We start from the raw sequence: 23,536 nt of genomic DNA, 5'->3' as shown, positions 1-23,536 counted from the left end.
AATATTTTTAAATTATTTTACACGGCGCAAACCCTTGTGAAATAAGAAAAAGATGAGATTCACTCTCATCTCATTCTTAAAATAGTGGTTGACATTCAAATATAAAGTGACTAGGATACAGTTATCAAAACTGACTTGTAGCGTTTTCTACAGGGTTTTTGTTTTGCATGTTTTATTAAAATTAAAGAAAGGGTGCGGTATATCTTGTCTATCGGTTTTGATAATAGAGAGTTTGGACGTCAATTTGTTGATGTAGTAAAAGATAACACAACTATCTCTCCTGACCATTATTCTACCTATGACTTGAAACACGGTCTACGGAATGACGATGGTACAGGTGTATTAGTTGGGGTGTCAGGGATTGCTTCAGTTTCAGGATATAAAATGCTAGATAATAAAATAATTCCGACAGAAGGGGAACTCCGTTATCGGGGAATTCGATTGACAGACTTAGTAGAGAATTATTTTAAAGAAGATAAGTTCGGCTATGAGGAAACCATCTACCTATTGCTCTCTGGCAGTTTACCAACTAAAGGAGAAATGGCTGCTTTTGATGAATTGCTGGAGGAGAATCGAAAACTCCCCGATAGCTTCATTGAAAATTTCATTATTAATTCACCATCTCAAAACGTAATGAATAATATGCAGCGGGTATTATTGGCACTTTATTCCTTTGATGATAAGGCGGAAGATCGTGATTTTGAAAACCAAATCTCCCAAGTCATTTCCATCATTGCGAAGATGCCACTCATACTTGCCTATTCCTACATAGGTAAGAAGTATTACTACGATGATGCGTCTCTTATCTTGCATCACCTGGAGCCGAATATGTCCACAGCTGAAACAATCCTTCATCTTATTCGTCCAGACGCGACATTTACAGATGAGGAAGCCAAGTTATTAGACCTATGTTTGATTATCCATGCGGAACACGGCGGCGGGAACAATTCAACCTTCGCTACTCACGTAGTGTCTTCAACAGGAACGGATACTTATTCAACCATTTCAACAGCCTTAAGTTCGCTTAAAGGGTCAAAACACGGTGGCGCCAATTCGATGGTAGAAGCCATGGTGCAAGATTTAAAAGCCACAACGGCTGATTGGACGGATGAGGACCAAGTTGAAAAATACTTACGTGACATCTTAAATAAGCAAGCCTTTGACCAGTCAGGTCTCATCTACGGTATGGGGCATGCAGTATATACAAAGTCAGACCCACGAGCTGTTTTGCTGAAAGATAAGGCGAAAGAAATGGCCATTGAAAAAGGCTATTGCGATGACTTCAACCTCCTAAGTAACATCGAAGCCATCACCAAAGACCTCATCAACGAAAAGCGTCCTGGCAGTGAAATTTGTGCCAACGTCGATTTATACACGGGCCTTGTTTATAGAATGCTTGGACTGAGTCCAGACCTCTATACCCCAATCTTTGCCGTCGCACGAACTGCCGGTTGGTGCGCCCATCGTTTGGAACAAATTCAAGACCCGAAAATTATCCGCCCAGCTTATGTCAACATTTCCGAAAACAAGGCCTACCTTGCCATGGAAGATAGGCAAAGCAAACACAGTCAATTAGCTATCAAGTAACGATCAAATAACAACAGACACTCTGGTTTACGAAAGGGAAAGTGATTACTATGGGAAACAACACTGATCTAAACAACAAAGAAGCATTTGCTAAAATTAAACATAACAACCGTCAAGCAAAACCACGTACACGCGGGATTACAGAAATCCGTGGACCATACTATACGGTTATGGGTGAACGCTACTTACGCGATGTGTTAGAAACAATGGGTGAACATGTAGATATCTTGAAATTTGCTGGTGGGTCTTTCACTTTAATGCCTGAAGAAGAATTGATTAAAATTTTAGACTTGGCGCATGAATATGGTGTCAAAGTATCTACAGGTGGATTCATGGAATATGTTTTAACACAAGGAATCGAAGCGGTAGACTACTACATTAGCGAATGTAAACGTGTTGGTTTTGACATCATTGAAATCTCTACAGGCTTTATTACCATGCCAACTGATGACATTGTCCGTTTAGTAGAACGCGTGCAAGATGCAGGTCTATTAGCCAAACCAGAAATCGGTGTGCAATTTGGTTCAGGTGGTACCAACACAATCGAACAAAATGAAGCAGCCGGTCTACTTGATCCCGCTCAAGCGATTGAAGTAGGTAAACGTTGTTTAGAAGCTGGGGCTTACATGTTGATGATCGAGTCTGAAGGAATCACTGAAAGTGTGGCTAGCTGGAGAACAGAAATTGCTACCCGTTTCGCTTCAGAATTAGGTACTGAAAAAGTCATGTTTGAAGCAGCTGATCCGGATGTATTCTCTTGGTACATTAAAAACTACGGTCCAGACGTGAACTTGTTCGTTGACCATAGTCAAATCGTACAATTAGAAGGTATTCGTCGCGGTATCTGGGGTAACAACGAGTTATTCGGCCGTGTAATTACCTTAAACGACGGTAAAAACTAAGTAGTCATATAAACATCAACTATAGGGGGTATGCGTTTTTGACCATATCCTCCTTATATATCTATAAAGAAAATAGACTGAATAAAATATCGGAGGTCGAGTAGATGTCAAACGATAAACAAACATTGGTTCAACAACTTGCAAGCTGGGTAGAAAGCCGTAGCTATGATGACTTATCAGATGAAGCCATTAAAGTATTAAAATTACGTCTCTTAGATAGTATCGGAGTCGGGATCGGTGCCTTAGAAGGCCAACCCGTGAAAGATATCCGCACGATGACAGAAGATTTAGGTGGCGCCCCACTAGTAACCTTACTTGGTGGCGGTAAATCCAGTCCTGACTACGCAACCTTTTATAACGGGGCAGCTATCCGTTATTTAGACTACAACGATTCATACCTAGCGAAAAACGAAACCTGCCACCCATCTGACAATATTGCCCCAGTATTAGCCGCCACTGAATACGCTGGTGGTAGTGGGAAAGACTTCTTACTTGGCTTAGGCATCGCCTACCAAGTCCAAGCTCGCTTATCTGACGTTGCTCCCGTACGTGACCATGGTTTTGATCATACCGTACAAGGAAGTTACGGTGCCGCTGCAGGTGCGGCCGCTGCCTTGAAATTAGACGCTGATAAGACCGCAAATGCGATTGCCATTGCAGGTACAGGCTACAATTCATTGCGGGTGACTAGAACCGGTGCCCTATCTCACTGGAAAGGGTTAGCTTATCCAAACACGGCCATGGGTGCCATGCATGCGACTTTACTCGCTAGCTACGGCATTACTGGACCTAAAGAAGTATTTGAAGGAAACAAAGGATTCATGGATTCGATTGCTGGTAAATTTGATATCGACTGGTCGAAAGAAGATTTAAACCGAGTAACCAAAACCATCACCAAACGCTACAATGCTGAAATTCATTCCCAATCTTCTATTGAAGGTTTGTTAGAATTGAAAGACGCAGAAAATATCGCCGCTGATGACATTAAGGAAATTCGCTTGTACACTTTTGACGTAGCCTTCAATATTATCGGGGGTGGCGAGGAAGGTGGCAAAAAGAACATCCAATTCAAAGAGGAAGCAGATCATTCACTACCTTACATGCTAGCTGTCGCCTACTTAGACGGACAAGTCATGCCTGACCAATACGAACCAGCCCGGATTACTAGTTCAGACGTTCAAGGCCTCTTACATAAAGTCCATGTTGAACCAGTTCAAGCATATAGCGACCGTTTCCCAGCAGAAATGGCTTGCCGTATTGAACTAGAAACCAACGACGGCCAAGTATTTGAAATTGAGAAAAATGACTACCACGGCTTCAACACCCACCCTGCCGATTGGGACGTCTTAATGGAAAAATACAAGGGCCTTACAAGTAAAATCGATGCTGACCTAGCAGATAAGATTGCTGCTACCATCAAAGATATCGAAAACGTTGATATCAGCATCTTAACTGACTTACTAGGACAAGTGAAAGTCAAATAAGTACATTATGCCAACTAAAAAAGGCCTAGCTGAGTATACTTACATACTCAGCTAGGCCTTTTACTTTATTCAAAATAGATGAAGGTAGATTAAAGGACGGAGCCTAAATCGGGCTCACACCTTATAGTCGAGCTCGAGGATCTCGCATCCTAAAATCGGACTCGCTTTGGCAGTCAGGTGTTCACTTCAGGAATATTTGCAGCAAGTAAACTTGCTACGGCATATTCCTTCCAGTGCTACCTGCCTAAACGCCAAAGCTCACACCTTAATTATTATTTTGTTCTTTTAATAAGTCACGGATTTCTGTTAATAGTAATTCTTGGCTATCAACAAGTGCTACTTCGTCGTCTTCAACACCATCTTCTTCGAATTGGCTCTTCAATGATGCTACAGCTTTCATGACGAAGAATAATACCAATGCGATAATTAAGAATGTGATCACTGCTTGGATGAAGTTACCTACAGTTAATACAGCTGATCCTAACTGAACTGTGATAGATGTAAAGTCTGTTGACCCCAAAAACAATCCAACAAATGGCATAATAATATCATTTACTAATGAGTTCACGATAGTAGTAAAAGCAGTCGCCATTACAACCCCGATTGCCATATCTAAAACGTTACCTTTAGCGATAAAATCGCGGAATTCTTTTAACATTTTTGTTTCCTCCCCTAAATAAAATATGATTAATAATACATAATTTATTAAACCATATCTCTCATTTTTTGTAAAAAAAATAGCCTAATACCATACAAAAAAGTACAATTTCAAGCTAAATATTTCAATATTGTATTAAAAATGCACGAAATTGATGACCCCTAAACCAACCATCAAACAAGAAACCGCCAAATGCAGCTTCCGGTGCATGAAAATAATGGCGACAAACTCCCGCACCCAATTTAAAATCTGCTCCATCATCGTCGCCTGCGCACCCACACCAGACATCTGGTACAAGCCCTCCATATTGGCGTACAACTGACTGCGGTATAAATGGTAAGACGACGTCACAAAGACCGCTTTCGTCGTTTTCAACTGCTTCACATTCGCCTGCATAATCCCTTTTGCATAAATAAAATTCTCATGGGTATTTCGCGCCTGGTCCTCAAGCAAAATCATCTCAGGCGGCACCCCGTGGTCCACCAAATAATCGGCCATAATCCGCGCCTCGCTCACTTGCGACTCCGCCCCAGTCGACGTGCCGCTCACGATAATCCGCGGCACCGATTGAAATTGGAACTGTTGCCGTTCAATGTAATCCACCGCCATATCCAACCGACTCTCCAAAACACCCGAAGGTTCCCCGTTCTTAGACAGCTGCTCCCCCAAAATCACCACAAAATCCTGCTGGCCTTCATCCTCCAACAAGGTCAATCGCAAGGTCACCACCAAATAATTGACGAAAGCGAGCACGAAATAGGCCATCGCAAACTGGAAGACCCGTACCACTTCCTGGTGAAAAAGGGTCGAGTAGAAGAAACTGGCAACATATTGGAAGACAGTTCCGCCAATCAATACAGCAGCCAATAGTAAACCTACCGTCAACTGCAATTTCGACTTTTCAACCCGGTAGACTTTCAAAGCATAGGAAATCATCCCAACTCCAAAAATCATGGTAAATAAAGGCGCTAATAACCGGACATACCTGTCCAACCAATAAAAGACATGCTGGAAGAAGGGATGGTTGTTAAAAGTCGGATCATTTAAAATTGCGAAAAATAAAATAATAAAGCCCGCTAAAAACAGGAAATTATCCACCAAATTCCTGGGCGCAATCACTAAAATGACGATGCCAACAAGAAAACATGTCAGCGCTATGAGATATGGAATCATAAAGCCTCCTAGATTTCGTGGTAAGCCGCGTACACGTCCCGCTTATTCACGCCCGTTTGCTTAGCCACTTGTTTAATGGCATCCTTTGTCGACAAGTCTTTTTGCCCCATCCACCAGTCCACCTGGTCTTTCAAGGTCATTTCCTCTAAAGCATCCTGCAACATCGTCGCCTCAGTCACTGGCGCATCATTACCCGCAATATAGAAGCAAATTTCCCCTTTAATCGGCCCATTTTGGTCAAAATGCACAGCCAAATCATCCAGGCTGCCTCGGTTAAACTCTTCAAACTTCTTAGTCAACTCCCGGACCACCACCGCAGGCCGGTCAGGACCGAAGGCATCTCGACAATCCTCAAGGGTTTGCACCAAGCGGTAAGGCGATTCATAAAACATCATCGTGTAGGGAAAATTCACCAATCCATCCAAGAAAGCCTTTTTCTCAGACTTCTTACGCGGTAAAAATCCAATAAAAGCAAACTGGTCAGTATCCAAACCTGAAGCCACTAGCCCAGTTAAGGCCGCATTAGCACCCGGCAGCGGCACAACCCGAATCCCTTCTGCAATAGCTGCTTGCGCCAACTCAAATCCCGGATCAGAAATCGCTGGCATCCCTGCATCTGATACCTGAGCTAAACTCTGCCCTTCTTTTAGCATAGCCAAAATTTGTGGTATCCGCGTTTGACTATTATGTTGGTGGTAGGACATTTGCCCCGTCGTCACCTCAAAATGGTTGAGCAACTTCTGCGTATTTCGCGTATCCTCCGCCAAAATCATATCCACCGATTTCAAGGTATTGACCGCACGGAAAGTCATATCCTCCAAATTACCAATCGGCGTCGGCACCAAATACAAGGTCCCAAACCCTTCATTCTCCTGCTTCGTAAATGAATGTTGTACCTGAACCATGCCCTCACTCCTCATCTTTAACTGCTTTTTCTTCCTCCGGCAAAAAGGGTAAACTGCCCTCTAAGCTGTCAGCCACCCGGTCCGCCCACGCACTCGGGGGCCAAACCCACTTGGCCCCCTTATCACTAAGGAAGGCCTCCTTTTGACGCCGGGTCAACTGTTTAAACCGATACTCCGCAGACATGGCCCGCGACTTGGAGGTAAAGGGCTTGCTGTAAACCATATGAACGGGCCGACGCCTAGCTGCCTGAGTATACTTGGCCCCCTTACCTTGGTTATGAACCATTTCCCGACGATCAGGATCAGTCGTATATCCTGTGTATAGCGTATTATCACTGCAAGCTAGCACGTAGAAATAGTGCCATTTTTCTGACTTATTCGCCATAAATTAACTGTCTCATTTCTGGTGTATACTCGTCTGACAAGGTTTGTGTGTAGAAAGGTGGCAAGACCCGCAAACCCTTATCATGGCCATCTTTCATGAATTCTAGCAAAATGGTTTTCGCTTCTTTACCTGGTTTCGGATAGATAAATTGCAGCCGTTTCAAAGTCAAATGGTATTGGTTACCTAAAACAATCAACTCACTCAACCGCTCAGGTCTATGGACAATATATAATTTACCACGGTTACGTAGGACAAACTGAGCCTGCTGGAAAATGTCTTCCGCTGTCATCGCCACTTCATGGCGGGCCAAGGTTTTAGCATCCAATAAATTGACCTTAGATTCATCGTATTTCTTGAAATAAGGCGGATTACAAGTCACGACATCTACAGAATCCTTTTTAAAATGGTCACGAACCGATTTTAAATCCATCTGGTGAACCATAATTTTGTCCGCTAAGTCATTATGTACCATCGATCGCTTGGCCATGTCTGCTACTTGAGGTTGAATTTCAATCCCATGAATCTGGGTTTTATCACTCGTTTTAGCCGACAGTAATAAAGGAATCACCCCGTTACCCGAACAAAAATCAATGACCTGCTTCACACGACTCGAAGACACCTGGGCGAAATGCGCCAATAAAATTGCGTCTACTGAAAAGGAGAAGGTCAGGTCACTTTGAATAATTTCAAGATTTTGCGGAATTAAGGCATCCAACCGTTCGCCTGCTTGTAATAAGGGTGTCTCCATTAGCCTTGATTCCCCTCACCAGCACGCTCACCATACAGAATATCTAAACAGAACATGCACTGTTCGTCATTTCCTCGGCGTTGACCGTAGGAAATATTACAAATATGGAAGCCATCTTCGTAGATATTCATAAGATTTTGACGGGCTTTTGACATCACCTGTGGCGTATCCTCGTCAGCAGGTTCATCTGTTTTCGCAGTATTTTGCGACAAACTATCGTTTAATTCAGTTAGTTCTTGCACCCGTTCACGTAAATAAAAATTTTCCATTTTCAAGTTATGGGAAGAAATCAATAATTTGTCCCACTCCTCGTTGATGGCATCAATTTTTTCAATCATCCCTTGCAAATCACTCTTCAATGCAGTAATTTCTTCTGCTACATGATGTTCATCCACGTTCCCACACCTACTTTCTACTAGTCATCCTATACCTGTTTAGCCAAAGCCTATTTGGCTATCGGATCATTTCAGTCAAAACGCAATATCTACGCTTTTTTCACTCTCCATGATACCACATGATGTGGCTAACCTAAATGAAAACTTCCTTTTCAACTAGCGTCAATTATAGCACACTTGTTCGGTTTTTGATTAGTAATTACGCTAAATCATCTCAAGTAAATAATGTTTTCACTGAAGAGCTAGCAAGTTATACCTAGCCAGCACGATTTATTTTCCTAAACGATTAGTCTAAGCTATGCTAAAATAGGAACAATAATATAGAAAAAATTTTACGCAAGGAACGGAGCACGCTCATGCAAGCATTTACCTTTGACAATATGTTTACCCTAGCTGATACCTACGATGAAACCGAATTATACTATTTCATTGGTAATCGCAAGGTCCCTAGCATGTATAGTAACAACAAAATAGTCCTAGATTTCGTCCCTACAGCCGAAGAATTAGATATTCTAGAAGACAATTTTCTAGATTACGCTTATGACTTAAACCTCGCCTACTACAGCTTCGTACTACCTATGAATCAACCACTAGCGCCAGACCTATTCGCTTCAATCGGTGAAGTGGGCTACGAAATTTCACTAACCAAGTTAATGGTGCTAGATCCCGCTGACTTCAAAACTACAACCAAAGCCAAAGATACTTACGGCGACCGTCTCGTCTTAAAAGAAGTAAATCCTTCTATTGAACAAGATTACATAGACTTCAACCAAGTCTTTGATAAGGCTATTGATGACTCAGGCCAATTTGCAGAACAAAAGTTAAATTATTACCCATGGTTTTTAGCGGAAAATTATACTACTGCGCTAGCTGTCTATATAGATGACAAATTAGTCGCTATTACAGACATCATCCGCCTAGCAAACGCCTATGAAATTGATAATTTCCAAGTTTTAGACGATTACCAGCGTCAAGGAATCGGTTCACTCATCCAACAATGGGTATGTGATAAAGCCCTAGCTGAAGGTAAAATGATTATCCTGTCTGCTGATGCTGACGATACCCCTTATGACATGTATGTAAAACAAGGCTACCAAGACCAGGGTATGCAAATTGGGCTAAATCGAAAAATCGAAGCCCCCATCATCGAAGACATCCAAACCTACCAAGCAGACCCCGTGGCTTATATGTTAGAAAACGCAGGTCCAGATGATTTCGATGACTTTGACGATTTAGATGATTTTGAATAAAAAGTCTAATCACTTCGAGATGAAAGAGTCTCGAACCCGACTATGACTGATGGTGGTCTCACCGCAAGTCGAGGTCTCCAGGAAGACAGGCGTCAACTTCAGAATAGTTTGCGCCACACTTTGTGTGATACGGCACTATTCTTCTAGCTTTCCCTGTCTGAACGCCCTGGATTACATCCTTACTTAAGTCAATGATAGGAAAATCGGAAGACGAAGGCTTCTTGATATATAATAAGAAATCTATCGTCACCCTTTTAAACACATTCGTCACCCAATTTTTAAAACTAGTTGACAACCTACTTTTAACTTGTTAATCTAATTCTTGTATTTTAGAAAGAAAGGACGGATTTCATGACAGTTAAAGCGAAACTACTTGCTTATCTTTTAGACCACCCAGGTCATTTTCACACTGGCCCTGAATTGGCAGACCACTTCCAAGTTACTCGTAATGCCATTTGGAAGGCTGTGAAGCAATTAGAAACGGATGGTTATGAAATTATCCGTCACCCTAAAAATGGTTATGCATTAGAAAACCTAAACCAGGCAATTGACCCTGGTCAGATTACCCATGGCCTACAAAATGTATGGCCAGAATTAAAGGTTTACTACCTAGATTCCACTACGTCAACCAACGATCTTGGTCGTAAGCATGCAGCGGACTATCCAGATCACCCCGCTATTTTTATTTCCAGTGAGCAAACTGCTGGTCGTGGTCGACGTGGTCGTACCTTTTATTCTTCACTTAGCCAAGGCCTTTATTTTTCAATCGTCATGACCCCACCACCGGGTGTGAATAATGACCTTGTTGCGTCCTTGACCATCGCTTCTGCTTCAGCTTATGCGGAAACCTTAACCAGCTATTTACCCGATGATGTTATGATTAAGTGGGTAAATGACTTGTTCTACCATGGTAAAAAGGTTGCTGGTATTCTAACTGAGGCGACTTTTGATATGGAATCTCAAACGATTTCTCATCTGGTGCTTGGGATCGGATCCAATCTGGCAGGTGACTTCGCTAAGGAGAATGCACAAAATCAATCTGTTGCGGGTACGATATTTGGTCCACAATTGCCTAATCACTTTAACCCAAATGACTTAGTTACCAACTTCATTACTAAGTTTAAGGGCTTCTATGATGACCTAGCAAGCTTGGCTTTTCTAGATTATTACCGTGACCATCTATTAGGAAAAGACCAATGGGTAACCTATACGGAAAACCACGAAAGTTATCGCGGGAAAATCCTTGGTGTGACAGATCTTGGTCACCTTTCAATCAAAACATCAGAGGGCAAGGTACGAACCCTTGTATCTGGTGAAGTGTCTTTCTCTAGCAAGCAATTCGCTGACTTATGAGAGACAAAACTTTATCTACAGTAACAACTGGATGTGTGATATTATGTCGCACGTTCAAATTTAAAAGAGTTGGTCAACCTATAATGAAATTGGGTTGACTGAAAAAGGAGAACAATTATGACAAAATCAACTACTTACTACTGGGTGCTCGCTGCACTAATGAGCGTGATTACCTTAATCGCTTCCTATGTTGTCGTACCATTTGGGGTGATTCCATTCACCTTACAAACCATGGCAGTTGTCTTAACTGGTTTGTTGATTCCAAGAAAATATGCGGCTGTAGCTATGTTTTTAAATGCTATTCTTCTATTTATTTTTAAAGGTGCTTTTATTTACTCCCCTTCATTTGGTTTCATTATCGGTTTCATCGTGGCGATGATGTTTGCCAGCCAAAACCCTGGGGCTGAAAACGGCTGGAAAATCTTAACTATTCGTGCGATTGGTATGAACTTGATTATCTTCCTATGTGGTTTAACTTACATGTATTCGGCTTTAAACTACTTATTGGATTCACCAATTTCTTGGATGGACACGTTGATGTCAGGTATGATTATTTTCTTACCAACAGACATCATCAAAAATGTAGTAGCTATTTCTTTAGCTTTAGTATTGAAGAAACGCTTAACCCTATAGAAATGTATTCTCTTTTATACCCTCAATTCATCTTACAAGCCGGGACTTCACAGTCTCGGTTTTTTTAGAATGTTACACAACCTCATAAAATAACCCTCTGAATTTGTAATTGTTTTCACAAAGTTTTCGTTGTATACTCATGTCAGTTGATAGAAACAAGTGCGTTTGCAAGCGTTACAAACCTTTTTTGAACAACGTTTCACGATTTTTGGATATTTCTGCACAAAATGTGTGCTTTTCTATTCCATATATATCGTTATATATTTCACAAATAGTTGGAGGTTAATTTATGAAATTTGTTGCTATTGTTGGTACAAACTCTGACAGATCAACCAATCGTCAGTTGCTGCATTTTATGGCCAATCATTTCGCCCACCAGGCTGAGATTGAAGTGGTAGAAATTAAGGGTGTTCCTGTTTTTACCCAACCTGAAGACAAAGTTGCACCTGAGTCTGTACAAGTGATTTCTCAAAAAATTGCTGAGGCTGATGGCGTCATCATTTCGACGCCTGAATATGACCACTCAATTACAGCCGCTTTGAAGGCTTTGTTAGAATGGATTTCTTATACTGACCAAGCGCTGATGGATAAGGGTGTCATGATTGTTGGTGGGTCTTTAGGAAGTTTGGGAACATCTCGTGCTCAAAGTCACCTACGCCAAATCCTAGATTCCCCTGAATTAAAAGCTCGCGTGATGCCTGGTACTGAATATTATTTATCAAATTCAGGGCAAGCTTTTGATAAGGATGGCCAATTGGTTTACCCAGAAAAAGTCACTCAACTAGAAAACCACTTCACGGAATTTACAGGTTTTGTTGAAATCCTGACTCAGCTTCGTGAACAGGGACAATTGACTAGTCGTCACGATGCAAACTTTTCATGGGAAATTCGATAAGGAGGATACCTCATATGATGAAATTTATTGCTGTTGCCGGTAGTGCCGCTGACAAATCATACAACCGTACTTTACTTGAATTTATGCAAAAGCATTTTGCTAATAAAGTTGAGATTGAAATTCTAGACCTTCGTGAAGTACCTATGTTTGTGGAAACGGAAGATCAGGATAACTTACCTATTATTCAAACCTTTAATAAAAAAATCGTCGCTGCCGACGGTGTGATCCTAGCAACACCTGAACATAACCACTCTGTCCCTTCTGCCCTTAAGAATTTAATTGAACACTTATCCTTTAATTTACATCCACTTGACGGTAAACCAGTCATGTTAGTGGGTGCTTCATATGATATTCAAGGGTCATCTCGTGCCCAGTTACACTTGCGTCAAATGCTTGATACACCTGGGGTAAATGCCATTGTCATGCCTGGATACGAATTCTTATTGGGACGCGCGCACCAAGCCTTTGATGAGGATGGCAACTTGAAGGACGAAAACACTGTACACTTCCTAGAAACTTGTCTTGATCAGTATATTCGTTTTGCCGATGTGACTAGTATCTTAGCCCTACCTGAAGAGATTCGCTTCGAACCTGGTCAATATGAGGTGAAAGCAGTTGGGCATAATGGGCCACTTCCGATTACTGTGTCATTTAGTGATACCCGCATTGATAAGATTGATATTGATTCAAGTAGTGAGACTGAAGGGATTGCGGACTTAGTCTTCACGCGTATTCCAGAACAAATTCTTGAAAACCAGACCTTAAATGTTGACGCGGTTTCAGGTGCTTCTGTCACAAGTCAGAGTGTGATTGACGGCGTTGCGGATGCTGTGCGCTTGGCTGGTGCTGACCCAAACATCTTGAAGAAACGACCAAAAACAGCTAATAAAACTGCTAGCGAAACAATTGAATATGATACAGATATCCTGGTTATCGGTGGGGGTGGTGCTGGTTTAGCCGCTGCTGCAGCAACCCTTCAAACAGGTAAAGATGTGATCTTACTAGAAAAACCCCCATCATTAGGTGGCAATACTGTCCGGGCTGGTGGGCCAATGAACGCCGCTGAACCCGCATGGCAAGCAACTTTCAAAGCCAACCCTGGTGAAGCCCATACCCTAGCTGAAGTTGCAGCGATTGATGTGGCAGCCATTGATCCTGAATACTTAGACGACTTTCTGGAATTGCGTGACCAAATCAATGACTACCTAAACCGCACTGAAAATGGGGAAGACTACCTATTCGATTCAGTCCTACTACACCGTATTCAAACTTATTTAGGCGGTAAACGTAGTGACTTGAACGGGCAAGAAATTCACGGCGACTATGCCCTAGTGAAACAATTGACGGACAATGCTTTAGGCGCAGTTGAATGGCTAGCTGAAATTGGTGTGCCGTTTGATACAACAGACGTAAGTATGCCAGTTGGTGCCTTATGGCGACGCGGTCACAAACCTGAAGGTCACGAAGGTTTTGCCTTCATCTCTGTCTTAAAACCTTATGTTGAGGAAAATGGCGGCCTAATTCTAACTGAAACACCTGCTAAAGAATTATTAGTAGAAGAGGGCAAAATTACTGGGGCGATTGCCCGAAATACTAACGGCGACAAGGTCATTATTCACGCCAAAGCAACCATTATTACTTCTGGTGGTTTCGGTGCCAATACGAAGATGCTTCAAAAATACAATACCTACTGGACTGAAATTGCAGATGACATTAAAACCTCAAACTCACCTGCTATTACTGGTGACGGTATCCTATTGGGTGAAGCAGTTGGTGCTGAATTAGTGGGCATGGGCTTCTCACAATTAATGCCGACCTCTGACCCAGATACCGGTGCCCTATTCTCAGGTTTGCAAGTACCGCCGGCAAACTTTGTGATGGTGGATACAAATGGTAAACGTTTTGTCAATGAGGTGGGTAGCCGTGACGAATTGGCACAGGCGGCTATCAATGTCGGAGGCTTCTTCTATTTGATTGCTGACGATAAGATCAAGGAGACAGCTTATAATACCAACCAGGAAAAACTGGACCAACAAGTTGCAGCGGGGACCCTTTTCCGAGACGATACAATTGAAGGATTGGCTAGTCAAATCGGCATCGACCCAGCTGTATTAGCGGATACTGTAGCTAAATATAATAGCTATGTGGATGCAGGTGAAGACCCTGAATTCCATAAATCAGCCTTCGACTTGAAAGTGGTAAAAGCCCCGTTCTACGCAACACCGCGTAAACCGGCCGTTCACCACACAATGGGAGGCTTGAAAATTGACCCAGAAACGCGCGTGATCAACACTGACGGCCAAGTGATTCCAGGATTATTCGCTGCTGGTGAAGTTGCTGGTGGGATTCACGCTGGTAACCGTCTAGGTGGTAATGCCTTAGCTGACATCTTTACCTTCGGACGGATTGCAGCCATCACTGCCATAGCCGAAATTGACTAAGTATAAGTTATGAAAATCAATAAAATAAGAAAAGCACGTTACTTCAAAGAGCAGCGTGCTTTTTGCTTAGCGTTTATCTATCAAATATTGCTTTAATACAAAATCCAATATACATCCGGTTATGACCGATAAGGTTAGGAAATAGAACCGATAGGTTAGCAACACTGAAGTTGAATCTTAGAATAATTGCTCTTTAAATGTCCTTAGTGATGAGGAATTAACTATCTTAATTATCCACGTTCTCATCTGGTACTGTTGTGACATGTTCATCCTGATACGGTGTATTTATATAATCTTGTATCTCTTCAACGGTGATATTCTCACTATTGATATCTTCGATTTCACTATTGTAAATTTGCCCTTCAAAGAAATGGAAGGCTGGTACAGTGTCAATACCATAGTCCTCAGTAAATGTTGTAGTTGCTCGGTCGCTAGCATTAGTTAAATCTAAATAATAAATGACACCTTCAATATCAGCTGAAGATGGGTTTTCAAAGATGGAGGAGACTTCTTCAAGTTTAGTGGCAAAAGTCTGTGCATCCGCCGAATCCTCTGCACCAACAAATAGGTAAAAAGCATCGCCATTATTGATTTTGTTTATAATCTCTTCTGCAGTAATAGCTGTAAAGTTTTGTACCGTACTCTGGTATGATGCTTGCCCTTTCTCTGAACTGGTTTCTTGTGCCACATTGGAGTAGTTTGCCGAATCACTAGTCACTTCTTCCTCATTCGTTTGATTAGCGCAAGCAAACAAAAGCACACTTAAACTAGATAGTAATAAAATCTTCTTCATAATAATTCCACCCAAATCTAACGCATCACAGTACGAATATTTTATGCACAAATTATACCATTAAAGTTATTTTTTTGAATCACTACACATGAACCCTACTCATTCTATTTCTGAAAGACCATGTAGTCTGTGACTGTGCATCCCACAGCGAATAGAAGGACACCACCCCATTCCCTGTAAGCAAGGAACGGATTAAAGAGATAGATAGCAAAACATAATAAAAATACACCTAGTAATAGGGCAATATAAGTCCACCAATTCTTCACCTGAAGTCGAATTTCCTGTATCCCGTAAACCAATACTAAAATACCAAATACACCACTTGCTAACATCGCCATAAACTCCACTATTATACCCCTCTCTGTGAGTAAGAATGCTTATATCATCAACGAATTGTTAAAAGCATTGATATGTATCTACACAAAAAAGACCAGTAACAATAGTCGTTACAGATCTTCCATAATCTTATTTGCGCATAGAACTGCTTTTATCTCCTATCAGTCCATCAAATGGTAGATATGTAAACTCTTGTTGTTAGTCTTCATTCTACCGAAATTTTGGTGGTCTTCTAAAAATTGTTATATATAACAATTATGCGTAGTTTGTGATATATGCATCTAGTTCATCCTGATGCATTTTAGCGAATGGTTCGTCGAATAATTCGAAAACTTGAATCGCATTTTGGCATTTACTTACCCCTTCATCAAACTGACCCTCAACAATCGCCACAATCCCTTTTAGGAATAAGAGACGGTTTTTAAAGTAATACGCATTTGTGCTCAATTGTGGCTCAATTTCTGCCATAATATCATTCACTTCGTCAGTCTCCTCCGACCGTAATCGATCGAAACAGACATTGATTAAGATGCTCAGTATGTGCACCTTCAAGGGATTGCTTTCTTGTATTGTAGGCAATTTCGCAATCATATCTGCTACTAATACGTCTTGCAATGACTGCGTCAATCCTCGAAGGGAATTCCCTAGCAAAATAACCTCGTAACTCGTCCAAATGGAACATTTCAAGATGTATTCACTGATTAAATGCTTGTCTGCTTCAGGAATTTCCACCTCAGTTAAATCATTCAATAAGAGTTTCGTCATTATAGCATTGTATTTAAATAAGATTTGGTTGGTTTCACCATACAAGTTTTCTTGTGTTTGCGCGATTGCGTTCAAGGCGTCAATATCAGCTTTTTTATAAGCGTTATCAATTTCTTCGATGTAGAATTTATAAGGACTATTGTATTCCTCAATTGCCGTCATAAACTCAGCAAAGGAGATGCCCAGGTTATGGACTAGATTGACTAAGTGATGAATTGTAATACTTGTTTCACCACGTTCAAACTTTGAGAGTTGGGAGTAGGAAATCTCCCCCGTGGTTGTGACATCCATAAGTGTCAAACCGCGCTCTCTTCTTAGATCTCTGTAGCTTATTCCAATATTCATTCTGTTGCTCCTTTTGTTATATATGACAAAAAATGAATTTCCCCCTATAATTCTGTTATATTTTAACAAAAAGGAGACGAAATCATGAAACAAAAAATCTTATCTTTACTAACTACGATTGCAATTTTCGGTATCATTGGCGTTCTTTAAACATTTCGGTCTACTTTTTCCAGTAGGCTAATACCATATATTCCATTGCGGACTGTACACTCACATTCGATTGAATCATCCTCTGTGCTTGCCCTACTAAATGTAGGGCTTTTGTCGCTTCTGCTACTGTTATTTTATTGACCATCCCTTGGTATTTACCAAAGTCATTAGGGAAGACCAATTGCGCTTGATTGTCTTGTCCCTGATCTACATGTAGAAGTAAATATAATAAATCATGGAAATGAAAGGCCACCAGATTTAGGGCCTGAATCATATCCATCCTACCCTTAGGGCCCTTCATCCAGTCTGACGCTACCATTGTTAGACCACGAGGGTCCTTTTTCACGATTAAATCCACCCACTGCAAGGACCAGTTGAGTCGTTGCTGGAAATCTTCATTCTCTGCCAACACCGTCGCTTCACCCACATCATTGGTTAAAGCCGTCAGAGTTGTCGCCATACTGGGCTTAATCCCCGCTTCCTCAAATAAGGCTTGTAGGTCCACCTGGTTTAATTGGGGAAAATGAATCATCTGGCAGCGGGAGACAATCGTCGACAAGATCGCGTCCCTATTATTGGTTAGAAGGAAAATAAAGACATTTTCATGCGGTTCCTCGATAAACTTCAACAAAGAGTTGGCTGCATTGACGGTCATTTTCTCTGCTTCATGAATGATAAAAATTTGATTGTCCCCTTCAAGTGAAGACATAGACAACCGTTCTTTTAAATCTCTCGTCTGGTCAATTTTAATGGTATTCCCGTCCGGTTGAATATGGAAAACATCCGGATAATCAGCAGACAGAATCCGACGACAATGGTTACAAGTACCACAAGGAGCCCCTTGGTCATCAGGATTTAAGCAATTCAAATAAGCTGCTAAATAAAGTGCCATGTCTTCTTGACCAGCGCCGACCATCCCTTCAAAAATATAAGCATGACCAAGACGGTTATTGACGAGGACCCGGTCCATCATAGCGGTCAAATCCGCTTGCTTCTTGGCGATATCAAAATGTTCGTGTGCCATTGATGGACTCCTTTCCATTGCTTTAAGGCGCTTTAATGATTTGGATGACTAGCTCTATTAACGAAATAAAGTTGGGAAATGGCTTTCTAAAATAGCCAAGGCATCCCGCTGCATACTTTCAGGGTCTTGGGTGGCATCAATGACTTGAATCCGTTCTGGAAAACGGTCTTTCAAGACGCCATACCCTTTATGGACCCGTTGGTGGAAGTCTATGGCTTCAACGTCCAAACGGTTTTGTTCAGCCTGACTGCGGTTGGCTTGAATCCGGCGAATCCCCTCTTCAGCCGTAATATCTAAATACAAGGTCAAGTCGGGTTGGCGACCATCCGTTGCGAATTGATTGATGGCAATAATCCCCTCTACACCAATTTCACGACCGTAGCCTTGGTAGGCAATTGACGAGTCGACGAACCGGTCACATAAGACCATGTGCCCAGCTTCAAGTGCAGGCAGTACGGTATGGACTAAATGTTGACGACGGCTAGCTGCGTATAAAAGGGCTTCAGCTTTAGGATCTAGAGCCACGTTTTCCGGGCTTAAAATCACTTCTCTGATATCTTCCGCAATCGGGTCACCACCTGGCTCGCGGGTCAGCTTTAAAGGTACAGCTAACTTGTCTTCAAGCTTTTGTGTCAGTCCCTGAATAAGGGTTGTTTTGCCTGCGCCATCGGGTCCTTCAACAGTAATAAATTTCCCAGAAAATTTTTGTGTATCCATAAGGTCTCCTTAAAATCTGTTATAGACTAGTTAATCGATATCACGGCGGCCTTCAAGGGCACGCAATAGGGTCATCTCATCCGCATATTCAATATCACTCCCGACAGATAAACCATAGGCAATCCGCGATACTTGAATGCCTGCAGGTTTAATCAAACGAGACAGGTAGGTTGCGGTCGCTTCCCCTTCAGCTGTTGCATTGGTCGCCACAATCACTTCCTTGACCTGGTCATCTTGCAGACGGGTCAATAGGGGCTGGATATTCAAATCTTCCGGCCCAGTGCCTTCCATTGGGGATAACACCCCGTGCAAGACATGGTAGAGGCCGTGATACTCACGCATCCGTTCCATAGATACCACATCACGCACCTGCTCCACCACTAGAATCCGTGACCGGTCCCGGTTTTCATCCGCACAGATTTCGCAAGGATCAGACTGGGTAATATTCCCGCAAACTGAGCAATACCGCAACTCACGCTTTGCATCCACCAAGGAAGACGCAAATTGCAGCACATCCGCCTCAGGCATGTCCAAGACAAAGAAGGCCAACCTAGACGCCGTCTTCGCGCCAATCCCTGGCAACTTACTAAAAGAATCGATTAACTTAGCGATTGGTTCTGGATACTGCATTCTCTACACCCCTGCATCTAACTTTCCTAACATTGTTTCAATCATTCTTGGCAAAAAGGTCACGCACTGGCTAATAAAAGGCAGGATTAGCACAAGTGGTGCTCACATCCTGTCAAAAAAATACCATGCGTAGTCCCGCTACCCATGGTATAAATGGTCCATCATTATCAACCATATTCTTTGCCTTGATTATAGTCCTGGGATACCTTTAGTGTATTTGCCCATAACGTTTGCAGTTTCAGCGTCTACTTTTTCAAGTCCGTTGTTCACTGCTTCAATCAATAAATCTTGCAACATATCAACGTCTTCTGGATCAACTGCATCCGGTTTGATGTTGATTGCTTTCACACGGCGGTCACCTGTTACCGTCACGTTCACCATACCTGATGGTTCAGTCCCTTGAAACTCTTTTGTTTCAATATTCTTTTGTTCTGACTCCATCTCTTGTTGCATCTTTTGCATTTTACGCATCATTTGTTGCATATTTGCCATTCCGCCTGCCATTTTATCGTCTCCTTTTAGCTTTTCATACTTTTTAAATTACATATTCATTGTCATTTTGACATCAAGCCCCATGACCTAATCATCTATTATTGTAACATTATCCTTACCAAATAGTGAAGTTGCTTGATCGACTTGCTCTTGACGCGAACGAGATTCTTCTTCGTTTAGGCCGTTCTCATCTAGACCATCATCCACCACTTCATCTTCCTGAGTAAAGGCCTCAGCGTCTGTCGCCGACCCTTTAGTAGCCACTGCATCGTTCCCAACCAAGTCACTCAATTCGCCATTTTTCATAGCCTGAACATAACTTTGACGGGCAGACTGCCACTGGTCACTCGTTAGATAATACATCTTCGTTGGGTGACCTAGTTGATTAGATAGAATCCGCTCAATTTCTTGACGGGTCTCCGTATCGTCATCCACCTTCTTGCACAGAATTTCATAATCAAACCGCACTACGAATGCATTTGGTGAAGCCGCCGCCGGGAAAGTTGCCTTCAATAAGGCCGCTTGCATACTTGGCAGACTCTCAATCAGCCCATCCCATAAATTGGCGATATCATTCAAATCTTTCTTAGTCGCTTGATTTAACACTTGGAAGACCTTCGTCAGATTTGGCGTAAAGGCCGTCGCATTCCCTGACCGCTTAGCCGGCTTACTTGGCGCAGGTTTAGCTGGCTCTCCGCCCCCATTTTGGACCTGTGCCGTTAAATTCGCCACTTGTTCTTGCAATTCAGCTAACGCTTGACTCACTTGCGTTGGCAAGACATGGTCACCTTCTTGGTTAGCCACCACTTGTTGGTTACCACTTTGACCAACAGCCGACTGACTACCGATTTGGCTAGCTACCTGAACCGTTGCCACCTCTAGATAGATCGTTGGTTGCAATGAAAAACGAATCTCTGCCTGCGTTTCTCGGAAAACTTTCATCATCTTATACAAGACATTCACATCAATCGTTTTCGCTAGACTATAAAAGGCTTCGTCATAACGTTGGGTCAACTCTTCAATCTCAGCCGTATCCGCCTTGGTTTCCTTGGCAATCATTAAATCACGCACAAAAACCAACTGCTCTTCCACAAAACGCGCCGCATCTTGACCACCAGCCAATAAAGCATGTAAGTGGTCTAATGCTGCCGTCACTTGCCCATTAGCTAGGGCCTCCGTATATTGAACCAACTGCTCTTCAGACAAGGCCCCCGTCACCAACCGACTCGTTTCAAGTGATAAAGTCCCATCGGAAAAGGAAATCACTTGGTCTAACAAGGATAAGGCATCTCGCATCCCACCGTTTGCTGCCCGAGCAATTACAGTAAGGGCGCCATTCTCATATTCAATACCGTCCTGGTCCAAGATAAATGCCATCCGGTCCTCAATCGCCTGACGTGAAATACGTTTAAAGTCAAAACGTTGGGTTCTTGAAATAATCGTTGCAGGTATCTTATGCGGCTCAGTCGTTGCTAAAATAAAAATGACATTAGCTGGTGGTTCTTCTAAGGTTTTTAATAAAGCATTGAAAGCACCCGTTGAAAGCATGTGGACCTCATCAATGATATAGACCTTATATTGCGCTTCCGTTGGTGCATAGCGAACTTTATCACGGATGTCACGAATCTCTTCAACACCATTATTTGAAGCCGCATCAATTTCAATCACGTCAGGTAGCGTACCATCAGTAATTGCTCGGCAAATTTCACATTCATTACATGGTTCCCCATCCACCTGGTTTGGACAGTTGATCGCTTTCGATAGAATTTTAGCCGCACTCGTCTTACCAGTCCCTCTAGGACCCGTAAACAAGTAAGCGTGACTCGTTTTGCCAGTTCGAATGGCATTTTGCAGCGTACGCGCAACAGCCTCTTGGCCAACAATATCTCCAAATGTCTGCGGCCGCCAAACGCGGTATAATGCTTGGTAACTCATCGCTGCCTCCTTAAACTTGCTACATTTAATCATCTCGAACATTATAACATGAAACTATAGTAAGGCAATTAATGCAGGGTTATCTTAATCTTAAAAATAGTCTATAAAAACTTATCAGAAAATTGAAAATACCGCCATTTTCCCGTTACTATTCCCTTCATATCATGTATAATGGGGGACGTTACAATAAATTCTTCCCGATAGGGTTTGCTTAGGCAAAAATTCCTTGTAACCATAAAATTTATATTTTGGGGGAAACAACATGAATAAACGACTATTTACTTCTGAATCAGTCACAGAAGGACATCCAGATAAGGTTGCTGACCAAATTTCTGATGCCATTCTAGACGCGATTCTTGCACAAGACCCACAAGCTCGAGTTGCTTGCGAAACTGCCGTAAATACAGGACTTGTCCTAGTATTTGGTGAGGTAACAACTAGCGCATATGTGGATATCCAAAAAATCGTTCGCAATACCGTTCGTGAAATTGGTTATCGTGATGGAAAATTCGGATTTGACGCTGACTCCATCGCCGTATTGGTTTCACTAGATGAACAATCACCTGACATCGCACAAGGTGTAGATGATGCCATTGAAACCCGGGAAACGGGCGAAGTGGACAACAAGCTGATTGGTGCCGGTGACCAAGGGATTATGTTTGGTTATGCTACGGACGAGACACCAGAGTTAATGCCAATGCCAATTGCTTTAAGTCACCGCCTATCTCGTCGACTAGCTGAAGTCCGTAAAAGTGGTGAATTAAACTACTTAGGTCCAGATGGTAAGACTCAGGTAACCATCGAATATGATGACAACAACCAACCACAACGCATTGATACCATCGTCATTTCAACACAACATACTGAAGGTATTGAACTAGACCAAATCCGCCAAGACGTGATCAAACACGTTGTTGAGCCAACTATGCCTGAAAACTGGTTAGATGAAAACACGCGTTACTTCATCAACCCAACTGGTAAGTTTGTATCCGGTGGTCCTGAAGCCGATTCAGGTTTAACTGGTCGTAAAATTATCGTCGACACTTATGGTGGATCTGCTCACCACGGTGGTGGGGCCTTCTCAGGTAAAGACGCTACTAAAGTTGACCGGTCTGCTTCATATGCGGCTCGCTATATTGCTAAAAACTTGGTTGCAGCTGGCCTATCGCGTAAAGTTGAAATCCAATTAGCCTATGCTATTGGGGTTGCAGAACCTGTATCTATTGCGATTGACACCTTTGGTACAAGTGACTTATCTGAAAATGAATTAGTCGGCCTTGTGCGCGACAACTTTGACTTAACCCCAAATGGGATTATCGATATGTTATCACTACGTCAACCAATCTTCAGTAAAACTGCTGCTTACGGCCATTTTGGTCGTGATGACCAAGACTTTGCTTGGGAAAAAACAGATAAAGTAGACATTTTGAAGAAATAAGCATTCTTGAATAAATAACACAAACAAACCCCAGTAAGGCGCCTCATCGAGGCTGCTTACTGGGGTTTTCTGTGTCTATTTGTAGTTATCTTTACATGCAAA

Annotated in this window: 23 protein-coding genes and 1 riboswitch; of the genes, 9 read left to right on the top strand and 14 right to left on the bottom strand. The window is 42.2% G+C overall.

What is annotated here, in order from left to right; genetic code table 11:
• Positions 1 to 204: 204 nt before the first annotated feature.
• From ACUW85_RS06670 to ACUW85_RS06660, 3 genes are all read left to right on the top strand, one after another.
• On the top strand, positions 205 to 1,587 hold the full coding sequence (locus tag ACUW85_RS06670) for a citrate synthase (protein ID WP_182023484.1): 1,383 nt from the start codon (positions 205 to 207) through the stop codon (positions 1,585 to 1,587).
• 50 nt (positions 1,588 to 1,637) lie between these two features.
• Positions 1,638 to 2,489, top strand: a complete 852-nt coding sequence (locus ACUW85_RS06665) for a phosphosulfolactate synthase (RefSeq protein ID WP_003142301.1) — start codon at positions 1,638 to 1,640, stop codon at positions 2,487 to 2,489.
• Positions 2,490 to 2,593: 104 nt separating this feature from the next.
• Positions 2,594 to 3,973 carry an MmgE/PrpD family protein gene (locus ACUW85_RS06660; protein WP_182023485.1) on the top strand — a complete coding sequence of 460 codons (1,380 nt, stop codon included), beginning with the start codon at positions 2,594 to 2,596 and terminating at the stop codon, positions 3,971 to 3,973.
• A gap of 265 nt (positions 3,974 to 4,238) precedes the next feature.
• Here the strand turns inward: ACUW85_RS06660 and mscL are convergent, their stop codons facing one another.
• The 6 genes from mscL to ACUW85_RS06630 form a co-directional block, all read right to left on the bottom strand.
• Complete coding sequence (gene mscL, locus ACUW85_RS06655) at positions 4,239 to 4,631, bottom strand: large conductance mechanosensitive channel protein MscL (RefSeq protein WP_182023486.1); 393 nt, start codon at positions 4,629 to 4,631, stop codon at positions 4,239 to 4,241.
• Between the two features lie 135 nt (positions 4,632 to 4,766).
• Positions 4,767 to 5,804 (bottom strand): YdcF family protein, encoded by a 1,038-nt coding sequence (locus ACUW85_RS06650; RefSeq protein WP_016897864.1) that lies wholly within the window; start codon positions 5,802 to 5,804, stop codon positions 4,767 to 4,769.
• An 8-nt stretch (positions 5,805 to 5,812) separates the two neighbouring features.
• Complete coding sequence (gene rsmI, locus ACUW85_RS06645) at positions 5,813 to 6,709, bottom strand: 16S rRNA (cytidine(1402)-2'-O)-methyltransferase (RefSeq protein WP_016897865.1); 897 nt, start codon at positions 6,707 to 6,709, stop codon at positions 5,813 to 5,815.
• Positions 6,710 to 6,713: 4 nt separating this feature from the next.
• Complete coding sequence (locus tag ACUW85_RS06640; RefSeq protein WP_182023488.1) at positions 6,714 to 7,094, bottom strand: GIY-YIG nuclease family protein; 381 nt, start codon at positions 7,092 to 7,094, stop codon at positions 6,714 to 6,716.
• Positions 7,084 to 7,842: a tRNA1(Val) (adenine(37)-N6)-methyltransferase gene (locus tag ACUW85_RS06635; protein ID WP_149314896.1), complete on the bottom strand. Its 759-nt coding sequence runs from the start codon at positions 7,840 to 7,842 to the stop codon at positions 7,084 to 7,086. The genes ACUW85_RS06640 and ACUW85_RS06635 overlap by 11 nt, the downstream gene beginning before the upstream one ends.
• Positions 7,842 to 8,237: an initiation-control protein YabA gene (locus tag ACUW85_RS06630; RefSeq protein ID WP_016897868.1), complete on the bottom strand. Its 396-nt coding sequence runs from the start codon at positions 8,235 to 8,237 to the stop codon at positions 7,842 to 7,844. Before ACUW85_RS06630 ends, ACUW85_RS06635 begins: the two co-directional genes overlap by 1 nt.
• Before the next feature lie 356 nt (positions 8,238 to 8,593).
• On the opposite strand from ACUW85_RS06630, the gene ACUW85_RS06625 reads away from it, so the two are divergent.
• From ACUW85_RS06625 to ACUW85_RS06605, 5 genes are all read left to right on the top strand, one after another.
• Positions 8,594 to 9,487, top strand: coding sequence for a GNAT family N-acetyltransferase (locus tag ACUW85_RS06625; protein ID WP_149314897.1), 894 nt, complete (start codon positions 8,594 to 8,596; stop codon positions 9,485 to 9,487).
• A gap of 351 nt (positions 9,488 to 9,838) precedes the next feature.
• Entirely contained in the window at positions 9,839 to 10,840 is a 1,002-nt protein-coding gene (locus ACUW85_RS06620; protein ID WP_149314898.1) for a biotin--[acetyl-CoA-carboxylase] ligase, read from the top strand.
• A 117-nt stretch (positions 10,841 to 10,957) separates the two neighbouring features.
• Positions 10,958 to 11,473, top strand: coding sequence for a biotin transporter BioY (locus ACUW85_RS06615; RefSeq protein WP_149314899.1), 516 nt, complete (start codon positions 10,958 to 10,960; stop codon positions 11,471 to 11,473).
• A 289-nt stretch (positions 11,474 to 11,762) separates the two neighbouring features.
• Positions 11,763 to 12,368, top strand: a complete 606-nt coding sequence (locus ACUW85_RS06610; protein WP_149314900.1) for an NADPH-dependent FMN reductase — start codon at positions 11,763 to 11,765, stop codon at positions 12,366 to 12,368.
• Between the two features lie 17 nt (positions 12,369 to 12,385).
• Positions 12,386 to 14,809: a flavocytochrome c gene (locus ACUW85_RS06605; protein WP_182023500.1), complete on the top strand. Its 2,424-nt coding sequence runs from the start codon at positions 12,386 to 12,388 to the stop codon at positions 14,807 to 14,809.
• A 226-nt stretch (positions 14,810 to 15,035) separates the two neighbouring features.
• Here the strand turns inward: ACUW85_RS06605 and ACUW85_RS06600 are convergent, their stop codons facing one another.
• The 8 genes from ACUW85_RS06600 to dnaX form a co-directional block, all read right to left on the bottom strand.
• Positions 15,036 to 15,602 carry a thioredoxin gene (locus tag ACUW85_RS06600; protein WP_182023489.1) on the bottom strand — a complete coding sequence of 189 codons (567 nt, stop codon included), beginning with the start codon at positions 15,600 to 15,602 and terminating at the stop codon, positions 15,036 to 15,038.
• Between the two features lie 104 nt (positions 15,603 to 15,706).
• Entirely contained in the window at positions 15,707 to 15,934 is a 228-nt protein-coding gene (locus tag ACUW85_RS06595) for a hypothetical protein (protein WP_029315849.1), read from the bottom strand.
• 259 nt (positions 15,935 to 16,193) lie between these two features.
• On the bottom strand, positions 16,194 to 17,048 hold the full coding sequence (locus ACUW85_RS06590) for a helix-turn-helix domain-containing protein (RefSeq protein ID WP_182023490.1): 855 nt from the start codon (positions 17,046 to 17,048) through the stop codon (positions 16,194 to 16,196).
• Between the two features lie 160 nt (positions 17,049 to 17,208).
• A complete protein-coding gene (gene holB, locus ACUW85_RS06585; RefSeq protein WP_182023491.1) occupies positions 17,209 to 18,222 on the bottom strand; it encodes a DNA polymerase III subunit delta' in 1,014 nt (337 codons plus the stop codon).
• 57 nt (positions 18,223 to 18,279) lie between these two features.
• Positions 18,280 to 18,939 carry a dTMP kinase gene (gene tmk / locus ACUW85_RS06580; RefSeq protein ID WP_149256310.1) on the bottom strand — a complete coding sequence of 220 codons (660 nt, stop codon included), beginning with the start codon at positions 18,937 to 18,939 and terminating at the stop codon, positions 18,280 to 18,282.
• Positions 18,940 to 18,969: 30 nt separating this feature from the next.
• On the bottom strand, positions 18,970 to 19,569 hold the full coding sequence (gene recR, locus ACUW85_RS06575; RefSeq protein ID WP_016897879.1) for a recombination mediator RecR: 600 nt from the start codon (positions 19,567 to 19,569) through the stop codon (positions 18,970 to 18,972).
• Between the two features lie 189 nt (positions 19,570 to 19,758).
• Positions 19,759 to 20,073, bottom strand: coding sequence for a YbaB/EbfC family nucleoid-associated protein (locus tag ACUW85_RS06570; protein WP_149256309.1), 315 nt, complete (start codon positions 20,071 to 20,073; stop codon positions 19,759 to 19,761).
• 75 nt (positions 20,074 to 20,148) lie between these two features.
• Entirely contained in the window at positions 20,149 to 21,996 is a 1,848-nt protein-coding gene (gene dnaX, locus ACUW85_RS06565) for a DNA polymerase III subunit gamma/tau (RefSeq protein ID WP_182023492.1), read from the bottom strand.
• Between the two features lie 176 nt (positions 21,997 to 22,172).
• Positions 22,173 to 22,261: riboswitch (SMK box riboswitch) on the top strand.
• Between dnaX and metK the strand changes: the two genes are divergently transcribed.
• A complete protein-coding gene (metK, locus tag ACUW85_RS06560) occupies positions 22,259 to 23,434 on the top strand; it encodes a methionine adenosyltransferase (protein ID WP_182023493.1) in 1,176 nt (391 codons plus the stop codon). Its footprint overlaps the riboswitch before it by 3 nt.
• The last annotated feature ends 102 nt before the right edge of the window (positions 23,435 to 23,536 follow it).

Source organism: Aerococcus sp. 150760013-2, assembly GCF_053627715.1.
This window is presented reverse-complemented; position numbering and strand designations above follow the sequence as displayed.

Coding starts and splice junctions, on each gene's coding strand:
- ACUW85_RS06640 (WP_182023488.1), bottom strand. CDS start 7,094: ATGGCGAATAAGTCAGAAAAATGGCACTATTTCTACGTGCTAGCTTGC.
- ACUW85_RS06665 (WP_003142301.1), top strand. CDS start 1,638: ATGGGAAACAACACTGATCTAAACAACAAAGAAGCATTTGCTAAAATT.
- rsmI (WP_016897865.1), bottom strand. CDS start 6,709: ATGGTTCAGGTACAACATTCATTTACGAAGCAGGAGAATGAAGGGTTT.
- ACUW85_RS06615 (WP_149314899.1), top strand. CDS start 10,958: ATGACAAAATCAACTACTTACTACTGGGTGCTCGCTGCACTAATGAGC.
- ACUW85_RS06595 (WP_029315849.1), bottom strand. CDS start 15,934: ATGTTAGCAAGTGGTGTATTTGGTATTTTAGTATTGGTTTACGGGATA.
- ACUW85_RS06635 (WP_149314896.1), bottom strand. CDS start 7,842: ATGGAGACACCCTTATTACAAGCAGGCGAACGGTTGGATGCCTTAATT.
- ACUW85_RS06650 (WP_016897864.1), bottom strand. CDS start 5,804: ATGATTCCATATCTCATAGCGCTGACATGTTTTCTTGTTGGCATCGTC.
- recR (WP_016897879.1), bottom strand. CDS start 19,569: ATGCAGTATCCAGAACCAATCGCTAAGTTAATCGATTCTTTTAGTAAG.
- metK (WP_182023493.1), top strand. CDS start 22,259: ATGAATAAACGACTATTTACTTCTGAATCAGTCACAGAAGGACATCCA.
- ACUW85_RS06660 (WP_182023485.1), top strand. CDS start 2,594: ATGTCAAACGATAAACAAACATTGGTTCAACAACTTGCAAGCTGGGTA.
- ACUW85_RS06620 (WP_149314898.1), top strand. CDS start 9,839: ATGACAGTTAAAGCGAAACTACTTGCTTATCTTTTAGACCACCCAGGT.
- ACUW85_RS06625 (WP_149314897.1), top strand. CDS start 8,594: ATGCAAGCATTTACCTTTGACAATATGTTTACCCTAGCTGATACCTAC.
- ACUW85_RS06590 (WP_182023490.1), bottom strand. CDS start 17,048: ATGAATATTGGAATAAGCTACAGAGATCTAAGAAGAGAGCGCGGTTTG.
- ACUW85_RS06570 (WP_149256309.1), bottom strand. CDS start 20,073: ATGGCAGGCGGAATGGCAAATATGCAACAAATGATGCGTAAAATGCAA.
- ACUW85_RS06610 (WP_149314900.1), top strand. CDS start 11,763: ATGAAATTTGTTGCTATTGTTGGTACAAACTCTGACAGATCAACCAAT.
- mscL (WP_182023486.1), bottom strand. CDS start 4,631: ATGTTAAAAGAATTCCGCGATTTTATCGCTAAAGGTAACGTTTTAGAT.
- ACUW85_RS06600 (WP_182023489.1), bottom strand. CDS start 15,602: ATGAAGAAGATTTTATTACTATCTAGTTTAAGTGTGCTTTTGTTTGCT.
- dnaX (WP_182023492.1), bottom strand. CDS start 21,996: ATGAGTTACCAAGCATTATACCGCGTTTGGCGGCCGCAGACATTTGGA.
- tmk (WP_149256310.1), bottom strand. CDS start 18,939: ATGGATACACAAAAATTTTCTGGGAAATTTATTACTGTTGAAGGACCC.
- holB (WP_182023491.1), bottom strand. CDS start 18,222: ATGGCACACGAACATTTTGATATCGCCAAGAAGCAAGCGGATTTGACC.
- ACUW85_RS06605 (WP_182023500.1), top strand. CDS start 12,386: ATGAAATTTATTGCTGTTGCCGGTAGTGCCGCTGACAAATCATACAAC.